General features: G+C 37.2%; 15 protein-coding genes. All 15 read left to right on the forward strand.

The window, feature by feature from the left end; translation table 11 throughout:
• Positions 1–87 precede the first annotated feature (87 nt).
• A complete protein-coding gene (locus tag BCR24_RS15230; protein ID WP_069641348.1) occupies positions 88–435 on the forward strand; it encodes a nucleotide pyrophosphohydrolase in 348 nt (115 codons plus the stop codon).
• A complete protein-coding gene (gene dapB / locus BCR24_RS15235) occupies positions 428–1216 on the forward strand; it encodes a 4-hydroxy-tetrahydrodipicolinate reductase (protein WP_069641349.1) in 789 nt (262 codons plus the stop codon). Before BCR24_RS15230 ends, dapB begins: the two co-directional genes overlap by 8 nt.
• On the forward strand, positions 1213–2424 hold the full coding sequence (locus tag BCR24_RS15240; RefSeq protein ID WP_069641350.1) for a CCA tRNA nucleotidyltransferase: 1212 nt from the start codon (positions 1213–1215) through the stop codon (positions 2422–2424). The genes dapB and BCR24_RS15240 overlap by 4 nt, the downstream gene beginning before the upstream one ends.
• Positions 2425–2429: 5 nt before the next feature.
• Positions 2430–2801 carry a thioesterase family protein gene (locus tag BCR24_RS15245; protein ID WP_069641351.1) on the forward strand — a complete coding sequence of 124 codons (372 nt, stop codon included), beginning with the start codon at positions 2430–2432 and terminating at the stop codon, positions 2799–2801.
• An 83-nt stretch (positions 2802–2884) separates the two neighbouring features.
• Positions 2885–3337 (forward strand): hypothetical protein, encoded by a 453-nt coding sequence (locus BCR24_RS15250; protein WP_069641352.1) that lies wholly within the window; start codon positions 2885–2887, stop codon positions 3335–3337.
• A 74-nt stretch (positions 3338–3411) separates the two neighbouring features.
• A complete protein-coding gene (locus BCR24_RS15255) occupies positions 3412–4392 on the forward strand; it encodes an NAD(P)H-quinone oxidoreductase (RefSeq protein WP_069641353.1) in 981 nt (326 codons plus the stop codon).
• A 446-nt stretch (positions 4393–4838) separates the two neighbouring features.
• Positions 4839–5708 carry a shikimate dehydrogenase gene (gene aroE / locus BCR24_RS15260; protein ID WP_069641354.1) on the forward strand — a complete coding sequence of 290 codons (870 nt, stop codon included), beginning with the start codon at positions 4839–4841 and terminating at the stop codon, positions 5706–5708.
• A 28-nt stretch (positions 5709–5736) separates the two neighbouring features.
• Entirely contained in the window at positions 5737–6759 is a 1023-nt protein-coding gene (gene aroF, locus BCR24_RS15265; RefSeq protein ID WP_069641355.1) for a 3-deoxy-7-phosphoheptulonate synthase, read from the forward strand.
• Between the two features lie 52 nt (positions 6760–6811).
• Complete coding sequence (gene aroB / locus BCR24_RS15270; RefSeq protein WP_069641356.1) at positions 6812–7873, forward strand: 3-dehydroquinate synthase; 1062 nt, start codon at positions 6812–6814, stop codon at positions 7871–7873.
• An 11-nt stretch (positions 7874–7884) separates the two neighbouring features.
• Positions 7885–9051: a chorismate synthase gene (aroC, locus tag BCR24_RS15275; protein WP_069641357.1), complete on the forward strand. Its 1167-nt coding sequence runs from the start codon at positions 7885–7887 to the stop codon at positions 9049–9051.
• A 30-nt stretch (positions 9052–9081) separates the two neighbouring features.
• Positions 9082–10179, forward strand: coding sequence for a prephenate dehydrogenase (locus BCR24_RS15280; RefSeq protein ID WP_069641358.1), 1098 nt, complete (start codon positions 9082–9084; stop codon positions 10177–10179).
• 42 nt (positions 10180–10221) lie between these two features.
• Positions 10222–11505, forward strand: a complete 1284-nt coding sequence (aroA, locus tag BCR24_RS15285) for a 3-phosphoshikimate 1-carboxyvinyltransferase (RefSeq protein WP_069641359.1) — start codon at positions 10222–10224, stop codon at positions 11503–11505.
• A gap of 14 nt (positions 11506–11519) precedes the next feature.
• Complete coding sequence (locus tag BCR24_RS15290; protein ID WP_069641360.1) at positions 11520–12023, forward strand: shikimate kinase; 504 nt, start codon at positions 11520–11522, stop codon at positions 12021–12023.
• Positions 12024–12031: 8 nt separating this feature from the next.
• On the forward strand, positions 12032–12880 hold the full coding sequence (gene pheA / locus BCR24_RS15295; protein ID WP_069641361.1) for a prephenate dehydratase: 849 nt from the start codon (positions 12032–12034) through the stop codon (positions 12878–12880).
• A 111-nt stretch (positions 12881–12991) separates the two neighbouring features.
• Positions 12992–14122 carry an LCP family protein gene (locus BCR24_RS15300; protein ID WP_069641362.1) on the forward strand — a complete coding sequence of 377 codons (1131 nt, stop codon included), beginning with the start codon at positions 12992–12994 and terminating at the stop codon, positions 14120–14122.
• Positions 14123–14191 lie beyond the last annotated feature (69 nt).

Below are 14191 nucleotides of genomic sequence, written 5' to 3' on the forward strand. Positions count from 1 at the left end.
CTATCATTCCTATTATGAAACAACAAGTAGAACCTTTTCAGATGGCGTAGTTTTTGATAAGATATGTAATAGAAAGGTTGGGGTAAAATGAAAGACGAAAATCAATCTCTGCATTCTATGCAAGCAGAAGTGGATACGTATATCCAGCAATTTAAAACCGGTTATTTTTCTCCATTAAGCCAAATGGCACGCTTAACAGAAGAAGTTGGTGAACTTGCCAGAGAAATCAATCACTATTATGGTGAAAAGCCTAAAAAAACAGATGAACAACCTAAAACCGTTTCTGAAGAATTAGGAGATGTATTATTTGTCACAATGATCATGGCAAATTCATTAGATATAGATTTAACTGAAGCATTTCAAAAAAATATGGAAAAATTCAATCAAAGGGATAAATATCGATTTGAGCGGAAGGATGGGCAAAGACATGATTAAAATTTTAGTCGCAGGTTTTAAAGGGAAAATGGGGGCTACTGCAACCAAAATGGTTTTAGAACATGATGATTTCGAGCTAGTGGGGGTTTTAGATCCATTTGAAGACAACACAAATCTTAAGCAAATGGCGGAGTATCCAGAAATAGATGTGCCGATTTTTAAACAAAAAGAAGACGTTCTTTCAGTTGAACCGGATGTTTGGATCGATTTCACCATTCCAAAAGTTGCCTATGAAAATACACGCTTCGCTATTGACCATAAAATTGCGCCTGTTGTAGGCACCACGGGTTTAACAGAAGAACAACTAGTTGAGTTAACCGCTCGGTCAGAATCCGTAAAAATTGGCGGCTTGATTGCGCCTAATTTTGCAGTGGGCGCCGTTTTGATGATGCAGTTTGCGCAAAAAGCAGCTGAATATTTCCCTGATGTTGAAATTATCGAACTCCATCATGATAATAAATTAGATGCACCTAGCGGAACAGCAATCAAAACTGCAGAAATGATGAGTGAAGTTCGTACACACAAAAAAAAAGGACACCCAGAAGAACAGGAATTGATCAAAGGAGCTCGAGGCGCTGACTTTGAAGGAATGAAAATTCACAGTGTACGCTTACCAGGCATGATCGCACACCAGCAAGTTCAATTTGGCGGTGTCGGTGAAGGGTTAACGATCAGACATGATTCTTATGATCGCAGTTCGTTTATGACCGGCGTTGCCTTGGGCTGTAAAAAAGTTGTCCAATTAGAAAAACTAGTTTATGGACTGGAAAATCTATTATGAAATTAGATACAATACCAGATGAATTTACTAAGGCAGAAAGAGTTTTAAGAGAGATTCAAGCACAAGGATTTGAGGCTTACTTTGTTGGAGGAAGTGTTAGGGATGCCTTATTAAATCAACCGATCCACGATGTCGATATTGCAACAAGTGCTTATCCAGAAGAAATCAAAGAAATTTTCCATCGAACAGTCGATGTTGGAATCGATCATGGGACGGTTCTTGTTTTAATAGGGGAAGAGCAGTATGAAATCACAACTTTTAGAACTGAATCAACGTATCAAGACTTTAGACGTCCAGATACGGTAACATTTGTCCGATCATTGAAGGAAGATTTGAAACGTCGAGACTTTACGATCAATGCCTTAGCAATGAATGTCGATGGAGAAATCATTGACTTATTCGACGGTATAAATGATTTAGAGCACCAAATCATTCGAGCAGTCGGTAACCCTAGAGAACGTTTTCATGAAGATGCTCTGCGAATGATGCGAGGCTTGCGGTTTGCCAGTCAATTAGATTTTTCGATTGAGCCTGAAACACTATCAGCTATTGAAGATTTTCACTCATTATTAGATAAAATCTCGGTTGAACGAATTGCCGTAGAGTTTATAAAATTATTATTAGGAAAAAACAGACGTGCAGCATTACGTCCGTTCATTGAAACCGAATGCTATCAGTATTGCCCAGAGTTAAGAGGAAAAGGTGCAATGTTATTTGATTTTGCTGAACTTCCAAATAAACAAATCGAATCGGAAAGCCAGGCTTGGGCACTATTGATCAAAACAATCGGTCTAAAAGAAAATGCTATTCGCAGTTTTCTAAAATCTTGGAAACAATCTAATCAAATGATCTATGAGGTACAACAACTGGTTTATGGCTTAAATCAGCGTTTATTAGGTGATTGGGAAGTGATTGATTTGTTCAACTTAGGACTGGATGCGGTATTATCCGTAGAAAAACTATTGTTTTATTATGAGCAAAAGAGTAAACTTGAAGAAGCAAAAGAACGTTATTTAAGTTTGCCCATTCATAATAGAAAAGAGTTGGCTATTACTGGGAATGATGTATTAGCTTATTTCGATAAAACACCTGGCAAATGGGTAGGTGAAATGATCGAGATGATTGAAACTGCTGTTGTGAATCGTCAAATTATAAATAATAAGAAAGTGCTGCTTGCGTTTGCAAAGGACATGATTGATAAGGAGTGATAGCCATGGAAGAGTTTTTAAAAGAATTTGTTGTTGGTTCCAAGGATACCGCAAAAGAAATCGGATCTGGTGATTTAGAAGTCTTGGCAACACCGGCAATGCTTGCAATGGTGGAGAACACGGCTAAAGAACATTTACATCAAGAACTAGCACCTGAAGAAACAAGTGTTGGAACGTGGATCGAGGCGAAGCATTTACGTCCTTCTAAAGTTGGGGCGCAGATTGTTGTCAAAATAGAAGTTGAATCACAAGAAAAATCGAAAATTACTTTTTCATTCAACGTTCTGGATAATGAACAAATCATCGCTACTGGTACTCATCAAAGAGCTGTTATCTTAACAGATGTTTTTTTAGATAAATTAGCTCTTCCTAAGTAAAGAGGCGAATAGGATGACCTGGCGAAAAAGTTATGCTAAACTTAACGTTGTAGAAATTATTTTTAGATAAGGAGACTTATATTATGAGTAGAGAAATGACAGGATTAAAATTTTATTTTAGAAATGGTGAAACTTGGACGATTGGTCGTCGTTTTATTGGAGATTTATGGATCAAACAAATCACAACTAGTTTTGGACGTATTCACGGAAGTGAATTTATGGAAATTCATCCGTGTGAAGGGTTTAAAATCGAAATCTTCCAAGAAGGAGATCACGTTCAAACACATGATATCAATCTTGGGGGTCTTGAATTAGGCATGTTCGCCCGCGCTTTAAAATATGAAGATATTGAACGTATGGAAATTTTATACAAAACTGGTACACCTGATTTAGTATACTTCCCATACAAAGATAAGACTGACGAAGGTTTAGATAATGTTTACCAATCTACTAAAGTTAGCGAAAAAACTAAAAGCTTATATATCATAATTGACCCAACGCAAACTGTTGATGATGTATATGGCGAAGAACTTTAATAAGTAAATTTTGACCGTGGATTTCTTTTAAAAGATTCTACGGTTTTTTATTAGACATAGAAAGGCGTGGGAAGATGAAAGCAATAGAAAGAATAGTTTTTGATGAGCAAGTACGATTAAAACTGACCCAAGAGACCGAAGTGCCAACTAGAACGGAAAATCAACTGTTGATAAAAGTTGCTGCAGCAGCGATTAATCGGACAGATTTACTTGCTAAAGAGACGGGCAGACTCCCACAAGGGAATTCTATTTTAGGAGTTGAAGTTTCGGGAATTGTAGTTGAAAGTGATTCTGAGCTTTTTCCATGTGGAAGTCGTGTGATGGGGCTTGTAAATGGTGGCGGTTATGCCGAGTATGCTGTAATGAACTCAGGTAATGCCATGATATTACCAGCTCAATTGACATTTGAAGAAGGAGCTGCGATTCCAGAAGTATTTCTTACCGCTTACCAGACGCTCTTTTGGCTTGGAAAACTGTCTTCTACTCAGAATGTATTGATTCATGCAGGAGCTAGTGGTGTTGGTCTAGCTGCAATTCAATTAGCAAAACAATTAACATCTGCCAAAATATTGGTGACAGCAAGCTCTCCTGAAAAACTTAAACTATGTGAAAATTTAGGTGCGGATGTTCTTATAAACTATAAGAAAGAAGCATTTGAAGAAAAAGTGTTGCAAGCAACATCGGGACAAGGCGCAGATGTTATTTTAGATTTTATTGGTGCTGCTTATTGGGAAAAAAATCTTACTAGTCTAGCTTACGATGGACGATTGATCTTAATCGGTATTTTAGGAGGGCCCGTTGTAGATAAGGTAGATTTGCTGACATTGTTAGAAAAAAGAATAACAATCAAAGGCACATTGTTGACACCGCGAAGTGATTCTTATAAAACGGATTTAACGAAAGAATTTTGGGACAAAACAGCAAACCTATTTGAAGCAGGAATACTAAAACCTGTAGTTGATTCAATCTTTTCACTTGAAAATGTTGAAGAAGCTCATCAATATATGGCTAGTAACAAAAGTAAAGGGAAGATTATTTTAAAAGTTACTCCATAATAAATTTTGACAAAACTGACTAAAGATAATAGTCAGAAATCTTTATTTTCAAGATTTCTCACTAAAAAAGATGATTATTTTAAATTTAAAAGAAAAAAATGGTTGACACTGGGCATTCTTAGAGATATACTGAGAACAATTCTTAAATAAATCAGTTACGGAGTGATTCATATGACAACGATGAAGCATAACCAAATACAACTGAATAATTATTACTTTAGCTATTTTAGATGAGTTTGTATTCATAACATTATGGATGCAAGCTAGCAAGTTTGTATCTATGATGGCTAGGGGATTTTGAGATGACTTTCAGCCGCGTAGATGAGAAAATCTATAGTGGCTTTTATATTACCAATTTTTGTGAGGTGTTCACTGTAGATTTTTCTGAAAATTTACGTGAATACCTTTTTTGTTTGAAGAAAAAAATCTTTGAGGAGGATTTTTAGATGGAAAATAAGATCACAGGTCATACCAAGCTAGCTGCGTTATTTGCTACACCAATCCGTCACAGTGTTTCACCTATGATTCAAAATACAGCCTTTCAAGCGTTAGGAATCGATGCTGTGTACCTTGCTTTTGAGGTAGATACACAAGGATTGGAAAAAGCCATTAATTCAATCAGAAATTTAGAAATGATCGGTGCGAATCTATCAATGCCCAATAAAATCTTAGCGGTTGAATATATGGATGAACTGAGTGAAGCTGCCCGTCTCATTGGAGCTGTCAATACAATCACGAATGAGCAAGGAAAATTAACTGGTCACAACACAGATGGTATTGGTTTTATGAGAAGCTTGCAAGATATAGAGGTTGATATCATTGGGAAAAAAATGACGATCATCGGTGCTGGTGGAGCTGCAACAGCTATTATCGTTCAAGCGGCTTTGGATGGTGTGAAAGAAATTACGGTGTATAATCGAAAAGATGATTTTTATGACAAAATCATGGAAAAACTAGCGTATATCTCTGAAAATACACAATGTATGATCACACTTCATGATTTATCTGATGACCAAGCACTTGCGAGAGATGTTGGTGAGAGTGCCTTATTATTGAATGCAACTGGCGTAGGTATGAAACCATTAGAAACTCAAACGCCGATTCAAGATTTTTCAATCATACGGCCAGATTTAGCGGTTTGCGATGTCATTTACACGCCAAGGGAAACAGAATTTCTCAAACAAGCTCGTCTGCGTGGTGCGAAAACAAATAATGGCTTAGGCATGTTACTTTATCAAGGTGCCGCAGCATTTGAAAAATGGACAGGACAAGAAATGCCAATAGAAATTGTTAAACCAATTATTGAAAATAACTAATTAGTATTTACTGAAGGAGAGCAAAATAATGATCGTAATTATGAAATCAGAAGCAACCATGGCACAAATTAAATCAGTGATCGAACGAGTAAAAAAAGAAGGGTTGGAAGTGCACCTAAGTGAAGGGAAAGAACAAACCATCATTGGTTTGGTTGGAGACACACGAAAAATGCAGGATGTCGCATTTAATAGTTATGATGGCGTTGAAAATGCAGTGCGAATTTCATTGACATACAAATTAACTAGTCGTGAGTTTCATCCAGAAAATACAGTAGTGAATGTTGATGGTGTCAAAATTGGAGACGGTAGTATGACAATGATGGCAGGCCCCTGTTCAATTGAAAGCTCAGATCAGATCCGCGAATGTGCTAGAATCGCTAAAGCAGGAGGCGCAACAATTTTGCGTGGTGGGGCATTTAAACCAAGAACATCCCCGTATGCTTTTCAAGGATTGGAAGAAGAAGGATTAAAATATATTCGTCAAGCGGCCGATGAATTTGATATGAAAGTCATTACTGAAGTAATGGATGAAGCCCACATCGACATGATCGCTGAATACAGTGATATTTTACAAATTGGTGCTAGAAACATGCAAAATTTCAAATTATTACAAGCTGTCGGAAAAACAGGTAAACCAATTGGTTTGAAACGTGGTATTTCTGGTACAATTGATGAGTGGTTAAATGCAGCTGAATATATCGCTGCCCAAGGGAATTTTAATGTGATATTCATTGAACGTGGTATTCGCACATACGAAACAGCAACCCGGAATACCCTTGACTTAAGTGCTGTTCCACTGATTAAAAAATTAAGCCATTTTCCAATCATTGTTGATCCAAGTCATGGCGTAGGGATTTGGGATTTAGTTCCTTCGATGGCAAGAGCTGGTGTAGCAGCTGGAGCTGATGGATTGATTGTTGAAATCCATCCAGATCCAATCAATGCTTGGTCAGATGGACCTCAATCATTAAATGAAAAAACTTACATGCGTATGATGGAAGAAGTTCATATTATTGAAAAAGCAATGAAAGAAATCAATGCACTCGCCTGATCATGTCAATCTGTTAGAATCCTTTTTATAAAAAAAACAGGAGTTGAAAAAAATGAAACTTACAGTAACTTTACCAAATCATGCTTATGATTTGACGATTGAAAAAGGGTTGTTGTCAGGTATTGGACAGTGGGCCAAAACATTATGGTCTCCGCAGAAAATCGTGATCATTACAGATTCCAATGTTCAACCTTTATACGGAAATAAAGTGAAAAAAAGTTTGGAAGAAGCTGGTTTTGATCCAACGACTTTTGTAATCGATGCAGGAGAACAAAGTAAAAGTTTAAGCGTTGCCGCTGAAATTTATGATTTCCTTGCCGATGAAGGGCTGACAAGAAGTGACGGCATCATCGCTTTAGGTGGCGGTGTTGTTGGTGATTTGGCTGGATTTGTTGCTTCGACATATATGCGTGGCATTCACTTTCTTCAAGTTCCAACGACCTTATTAGCTCAAGTTGATAGCAGTATTGGCGGAAAAACAGCCGTCAATACGAAAAAGGCTAAAAATTTAGTCGGAACCTTTGGGCAACCAGATGGTGTTTTGATTGATCCGGATACATTAAACACATTAGAAGTCAGAAGAGTTCGAGAAGGGATTGCTGAAATCATTAAATCAGCTGCGATTGCCGATGAAGAGTTATGGCAAAAATTAGAGATATTAACGGATGAACATGACTTATTAGTACATGCTACTGAAATCATCGCTGCTTGCTGTAAAATCAAACGGAAAGTTGTAGAAGAAGACGAACTTGATAATGGTGTTCGGCTACTACTGAATTTTGGTCACACAATTGGTCATGCTTTAGAGAATACTGTTGGCTATGGCAATTTAACTCACGGTGAAGGTGTTGCAATCGGGATGAGCCAAATCACAAGAATTGCCGAAAATAAGCAATTAACGCCAACAGGTACAACAAAACAATTGAATAAAATGATTCAAAAATTTCAGCTACCGATTCAATCAGATCTTTGGGATCAAGATCAACTGTACTTGGCATTAACACATGATAAAAAAGCACGTGGCGGGAAAATCAATATTATATTATTAGAAACGATTGGAAAAGCCAAAATCGTTCGTATTCCAATTGAACAAATGAAGAGTTATTTAGACTAGGAGGAATTTAGATGCGTTTTATTACTGCAGGAGAATCACATGGCCCAGAATTAACAGCCATTATTGAAGGCTTACCAGCGGGCTTACCGTTATCACCAGAAGATATTAATTTAGAATTAGCTAGAAGACAAGGTGGCTATGGTCGTGGCGGGAGAATGTTGATTGAAAAAGATCAAGTAAGAATCACGTCAGGCATTCGCCATGGAAAAACACTCGGTTCACCAGTTACGCTTGTTGTAGAAAATAAAGACTGGAAAAATTGGACGTCTGTTATGTCAATTGAAGAAGTCACTGAAAAAGAGAAGAAAATCCGCCGTGTAAACAAGCCACGTCCTGGCCATGCAGATTTAGTTGGTGGTATCAAATATCAACATACTGATCTTAGAAATGTATTAGAACGTTCTTCAGCACGTGAAACGACGATGCGTGTTGCAATCGGGGCGGTTGCTAAAAAACTACTAAAAGAACTGGACATTGAGGTTGCTGGGCATGTTGCCATTTTAGGTGGGATTAAGGCGGAGATCCCTGATAATTTAACTGTCGAAGAAATTAAAAAGATTTCTGAAAACTCAGATGTACGTGTACTTGATCCTTCCGTTGAACAAGCTATTCGCGACCTAATTGACAAAACTAAGAAAAATGGGGATACCATCGGCGGGGTTGTTGAAGTGGTGGTCGGAGGCGTACCAATTGGTCTAGGAAGTTATGTTCAATGGGATCGGAAACTAGATGCCAAAATTGCTCAAGCTGTTACCAGTATTAACGCGTTTAAAGGAGTTGAATTTGGGCTTGGTTTTGAAATGGGCTACAGACCCGGCAGTCAAGTTATGGATGAAATTGTTTGGGACAAAGCAACTGGTTATACAAGAACATCTAATAACTTAGGCGGCTTTGAAGGAGGTATGACAAACGGTATGCCAATCGTCGTTAGAGGGGTTATGAAGCCTATTCCAACCTTATATAAACCGCTGCAAAGTGTTAATATTGATACAAAAGAACCTTATAAGGCTAGCGTTGAGCGTTCTGATAGTACAGCAGTACCCGCTGCTAGTGTTGTTTGTGAGGCTGTTGTTGCAACTGAAATTGCCCAAGCAATGCTGGAAAAATTTGGTAGTGATGCCTTTGAACAAATGAAAGAGGAAGTTGAATCATACCGTCGCTATACTCAAATGTTTTAATCAAAAATATAAGATGGAGAGTGACGTGGAATGAATAAAAAGGTATTGATCATCGGTTTAGGCTTGATTGGTAGTTCGTTAGCATTATGCATAAAAAAAGAGCACCCTTTGGTAACAATTATAGGGATAGATAGTCAAAAATCTTCGGAAGATTTTGCCTTAAAACGAAAAATAATTGATGAAAAAGGTACCTCTATAAAAGTAGCTGCGATTGAGGCAGATATTATTATTTTGTGTACTCCTGTTAAAAGCATGTTGAAACAATTAAGCTTACTTGGAACATTGCCATTAAAAAGTGGCGTAATTATATCTGATGTCGGCAGTACTAAATTAGAACTCATTGAAGCTGCTCGAAAAGTTGGCTTAAAATCTTTCATTGGTGGTCATCCAATGGCGGGTTCACATAAATCTGGGGTGACTGCGGCAGATGAAAATTTATTTGAAAATGCCTACTATATTTTAACTTCTTCAGAACCGGAAAAACAAAAGCAAGTCAAGGAATTGCAAAAACTATTGCAAGGAACAAGAGCAAAATTTGTGGTTCTTACAGCCAAAGAGCATGATCAAATTACAGGAATGCTTAGTCACTTGCCTCATATTATTGCAGCGGGCTTAGTGAACCAAAGTAAGATTTTTAATGAAGCGCATCCACGCTCACGACAGTTAGCCGCGGGCGGTTTTCGAGATATTACTCGAATTGCTTCTTCTGATCCACAAATGTGGACGGATATTTTATTGAGTAATAAAGAAGCCTTATTAGCATTGATGATATCTTGGCAAAAAGAGATGCAGCAAGTCACAACTTGGCTTCAGACTGAAAATAAGGAAGCGATTTTCCAATTTTTCTATGAAGCGAAAGAAACTAGAAATCAAATGCCTGTGCATAAAGAAGGAGCAATTCCAGCCTTCTATGATTTATTTGTTGACGTACCTGATGTTCCAGGGGTGATTGCAGAGATTACAGGCTTACTGGGTAAGGCAAAACTTTCATTAATTAATTTGAAAATTCTTGAAACTCGGGAAGATATTTATGGTATCTTACAATTAACTTTTAAAAGACAGGACGATTTAGAAAGAGCAAAAGAATTGATTGAAAAGGAAACAACTTATCTAACTTATGAAAAATAAGCTGAATGAGGCAACAAACATTTAAAATTTAGGAGGGATTTTTTGGAATTAGCAATCAATAAAGTGAGTTTAAATGGTAGTATCGATATTCCTAGTGACAAGTCAATTTCTCATAGAAGCATTATGTTCGGAGCCATTGCACAAGGGAAAACGACGATTAAAAACTTTTTACGTGGTGACGACTGTTTAAGCACGTTACAAGCTTTTAAAGATTTAGGAGTGGAAATCGAAGATGATGGGGAAGTTATTACTGTTTATGGAACTGGTTTTTCCGGTTTAAAGCAGTCAAAAAAAGCAATTGATGTCGGAAATTCTGGCACTACGATCCGCTTGATTATGGGGATTTTAGCTGGAACAACCTTTGTTACGGAACTGTTCGGCGATCATTCTATTGCAAAACGTCCAATGAATCGAGTGATGTTACCTATCAATCAGATGGGTGCAAGCTGTACAGGACATGATGGAACAGAATTTCCTCCACTTACAGTCAAAGGAACAGAAAACTTACAACCAATTGAATATCACATGCCAGTTGCCAGCGCACAAGTGAAATCAGCAATTCTATTCGCTGCACTACAAGCCCATGGTGAATCAGTCATTGTAGAAAAAGAAAAAACAAGAGATCACACTGAAGATATGATTCGTCAGTTTGGTGGTGATATTACTGTTTTAGGAAAAGAAATTAGGCTAAAAGGGCCGCAAAAACTAAATGGGCAAGAAGTGATTGTGCCAGGAGATATTTCTTCTGCGGCGTTCTTCTTAGTAGCTGGTTTGATTATTCCAGATAGTCAAATTATTTTGAATAATGTCGGATTAAATCCGACACGGACAGGTATTATTGATGTTATTCAACAAATGGGTGGGAAATTAACAATCAAAGAAACTGGCAATAAAGCAAACAAAGCTGGTACTTTAACTGTGGAAACGAGTGTATTGAAAGGAATCGAAATCAGTGGAGAAATCATTCCTAGATTGATCGATGAATTACCAATTATTGCTTTATTGGCTACCCAAGCACAGGGGAAAACAATTATTCGCAATGCTGAAGAATTGAAAGTAAAAGAAACAAATCGTATTGATGCTGTTGCAACTGAGCTAAATAAAATGGGTGCCAATATCGAACCGACGGAAGACGGTTTGATCATTCATGGTAACACCGCTTTACATAACGCAAAAGTTACGAGTTACGGTGATCATCGTATAGGCATGATGTTGCAAATTGCCGCCCTTTTAGTAAAAGACGGCACAGTAGAATTAGAAAAAGCAGAAGCAATTTCTGTTTCTTATCCAAGTTTTTTTGATGACTTGGCTAAACTATATCAATAAATGGAGGCACAAAGATGAAGGGGATTATTTTAATTGGTTTTATGGGAGCAGGAAAAACCACTGTAGGTAAATTACTCTCAAAAGAAACAGGGATGGAGCATATCGACTTTGATGATAAAATCGTTGAAGAAATTGGGATGACCATCCAAGAATATTTTGATTTACATGGTGAAGAAGCCTTTAGAGAAAAAGAAACGAATGTCTTAAAACGCTATTTAGATCATGATCAAGTAGTCTCAACAGGTGGTGGAATCGTGATGAGAGAGGAAAATCGAACCTTACTAAAACAAATGGCGCCTGTTGTTTATTTACAAACCAAGCCAGAAGTGTTCATTCCTAGGTTGAAACAAGATCACACGACAATCAGACCACTGGTTGTATCGAAATCTCCTGAAGAGATCAGAGAAGTGTTTGAACCCAGGATTCCTTTTTATGAAGAAAGTGCTAGCTTAGTAATTGCAACAGATGATCGAACACCAGAAGAAATCGTATCAGAAATTTTAGAGAATATTAAGTAGGTGAGACAATGAAAGTCGGTTTTTTAGGTCCAGAAGCTTCCTTTACACATAACGCCACTAAAACAGCTTTTCCTGATGAAGAGTTGGTATCGTATCATTCAATTCCAGCTTGTATCAAAGGCGTTGAGTTTGGCGAAGTTGATCTTGGGGTTGTCCCAATTGAAAATACAATTGAAGGATCTGTCAATACAACCGTAGACTATCTGTTTCACCAAACAACGATCCCGGTAGGGGCAGAAATTGTTTTACCAATCTATCAACAATTAATGGTGGCCAGAAGTAACAAAGATAGTTGGCAGGATGCAACAAAAATTTTATCTCATCCTCAAGCTTTAGCACAATCACAAGAATTTATCCGTAACGAGTTTCCAATGGCAGAGCTTGAAGCAACACCGTCTACTGCCTATGCTGCCAATTATGTTGCAAGTCATCCCGATCAAAAAATTGCGGCGATTGCACCCAAACTTTCTGCAGAAATGTATGATTTAGCTATTGTTGGCACAGATATTCAGGATGTTGCGATCAATCAAACGCGTTTTTGGGTAATAGGTGCTGAGAAAATTGAATTGCCTATCGGGTCAAATGAAGAAAAATTAACGATTGCCTTAACGATGCCCAATAATATTCCCGGTGCTTTGCATAAGGCATTAGCTGTATTTAGTTGGCGTGAGATTGATTTAAGCAAAATCGAATCTCGACCATTGAAAACAACACTCGGTGAATATTTCTTTTTGATCGATATCAATGTTCAAAAACCGCAACAATTAATAGAAAATGCTTTAGAAGAAATACGTTTGATGGGTGGTAAGGTGAAAATATTCGGAAATTATGCTATTCACCCAATTAACGGAGTATAAAGATCTGAAAAGGTCTTTTTATTTTTTGTTAAATTTCAACTATCTAATAGGAATTTCTAGTAAAATAAGGTATGCTTATAATTGTTGTTAATTTAAAATGAGGTGGACATAATGAGCCGTGTGGATCGCTATAAACATATACATGATAAAGCAAAACCAGTAGAAGAAAAAAATAAATTTAATCCTAGAAAAGAAAAAAATTATACAGAAGAACCTAGAAATAGTCATTATAACGAACAAGAAACATTAAATGAACCAAATCAGCAATTCGAGCAAAATAATAATCCAAATGGGCATCCCAACCCACTGTCTAAAAAAGGAAAGAAACCGAAAAAAATAAGAAAAAAACGACGGTTTAGTTGGCCTAAAAGAATTTTATTATTTTTCGTATTGTTGCTTGTTTTAGCAGTAGGTTTCTTTTTTAAAGGAAAATCATATGCCGAAAATGATAACTCGTTACCTAAAGAAGCACTTGAAACATTTAATGGTGTAAAAAGTGAAAATGGTGCGAATAATATTTTGATTCTAGGTAGTGATACGAGAGGTGAAGATTCTGGTCGAGCAGATACGATCATGGTTTTACAACTAGACGGACCTTCTAAAAAACCTAAGTTGATTTCCTTTATGCGTGATACTTTCGTTGATATTCCTGGATATGATGCCAATAAAATCAACGCTTCCTACGCACTAGGAGGAGCAGATTTAGTTCGTCAAACCTTAGCAGAGAATTTTAATATTCAGTGTAGGTATTATGCAAAAGTTGATTTTCAATCATTTGAAAAGATCATTGATTCAATGTTCCCGAGTGGCGTCAAAATGGATGCGGAAAAAGAGTTGAATTTAGATGGTGTAGATATTTTTAAAGGTGAGCAGAAAATGGATGGGCATACACTTTTACAATATGCTCGTTTTAGAAAAGATGAGGAAGGCGATTTTGGTCGAGTTCGTCGTCAACAACAAGTAATGACGGCTGTGATGAGCCAATTGAAAAATCCTTTAGCACTACTTCGGACTCCTGAGTCATTGGGCCGTTTAGTTGGCTACATGTCAACAGATGTACCTACTAGTTTCATGTTGAAAAATGGACCGTCATTGATCCTAAAAGGTGGTAGCGGGATTGAACGACTAACGATTCCAGTTGAAAATTCTTGGAGCAATGTTGACTATGATTACGCTGGAAGTGTGCTAGAAATTGATTTAGCAACCAATCAAACCGCTGTTCAAAATTTCCTTGGACAATAAGTATTTTATTTAATTCTGGATTGATTTATGCTATATTTAACTATACTGTGCAAAATTACTGAAACGAGG

It is taken from the genome of Enterococcus ureilyticus, from assembly GCF_001730315.1.
Classification (GTDB): domain Bacteria; phylum Bacillota; class Bacilli; order Lactobacillales; family Enterococcaceae; genus Enterococcus_L; species Enterococcus_L ureilyticus.

Excerpts from the sequence above, each read along its gene's own strand:
- BCR24_RS15230 (WP_069641348.1), top strand. The coding sequence starts at position 88 with ATGAAAGACGAAAATCAATCTCTGCATTCTATGCAAGCAGAAGTGGAT.
- dapB (WP_069641349.1), top strand. The coding sequence starts at position 428 with ATGATTAAAATTTTAGTCGCAGGTTTTAAAGGGAAAATGGGGGCTACT.
- BCR24_RS15240 (WP_069641350.1), top strand. The coding sequence starts at position 1,213 with ATGAAATTAGATACAATACCAGATGAATTTACTAAGGCAGAAAGAGTT.
- BCR24_RS15245 (WP_069641351.1), top strand. The coding sequence starts at position 2,430 with ATGGAAGAGTTTTTAAAAGAATTTGTTGTTGGTTCCAAGGATACCGCA.
- BCR24_RS15250 (WP_069641352.1), top strand. The coding sequence starts at position 2,885 with ATGAGTAGAGAAATGACAGGATTAAAATTTTATTTTAGAAATGGTGAA.
- BCR24_RS15255 (WP_069641353.1), top strand. The coding sequence starts at position 3,412 with ATGAAAGCAATAGAAAGAATAGTTTTTGATGAGCAAGTACGATTAAAA.
- aroE (WP_069641354.1), top strand. The coding sequence starts at position 4,839 with ATGGAAAATAAGATCACAGGTCATACCAAGCTAGCTGCGTTATTTGCT.
- aroF (WP_069641355.1), top strand. The coding sequence starts at position 5,737 with ATGATCGTAATTATGAAATCAGAAGCAACCATGGCACAAATTAAATCA.
- aroB (WP_069641356.1), top strand. The coding sequence starts at position 6,812 with ATGAAACTTACAGTAACTTTACCAAATCATGCTTATGATTTGACGATT.
- aroC (WP_069641357.1), top strand. The coding sequence starts at position 7,885 with ATGCGTTTTATTACTGCAGGAGAATCACATGGCCCAGAATTAACAGCC.
- BCR24_RS15280 (WP_069641358.1), top strand. The coding sequence starts at position 9,082 with ATGAATAAAAAGGTATTGATCATCGGTTTAGGCTTGATTGGTAGTTCG.
- BCR24_RS15290 (WP_069641360.1), top strand. The coding sequence starts at position 11,520 with ATGAAGGGGATTATTTTAATTGGTTTTATGGGAGCAGGAAAAACCACT.
- pheA (WP_069641361.1), top strand. The coding sequence starts at position 12,032 with ATGAAAGTCGGTTTTTTAGGTCCAGAAGCTTCCTTTACACATAACGCC.
- BCR24_RS15300 (WP_069641362.1), top strand. The coding sequence starts at position 12,992 with ATGAGCCGTGTGGATCGCTATAAACATATACATGATAAAGCAAAACCA.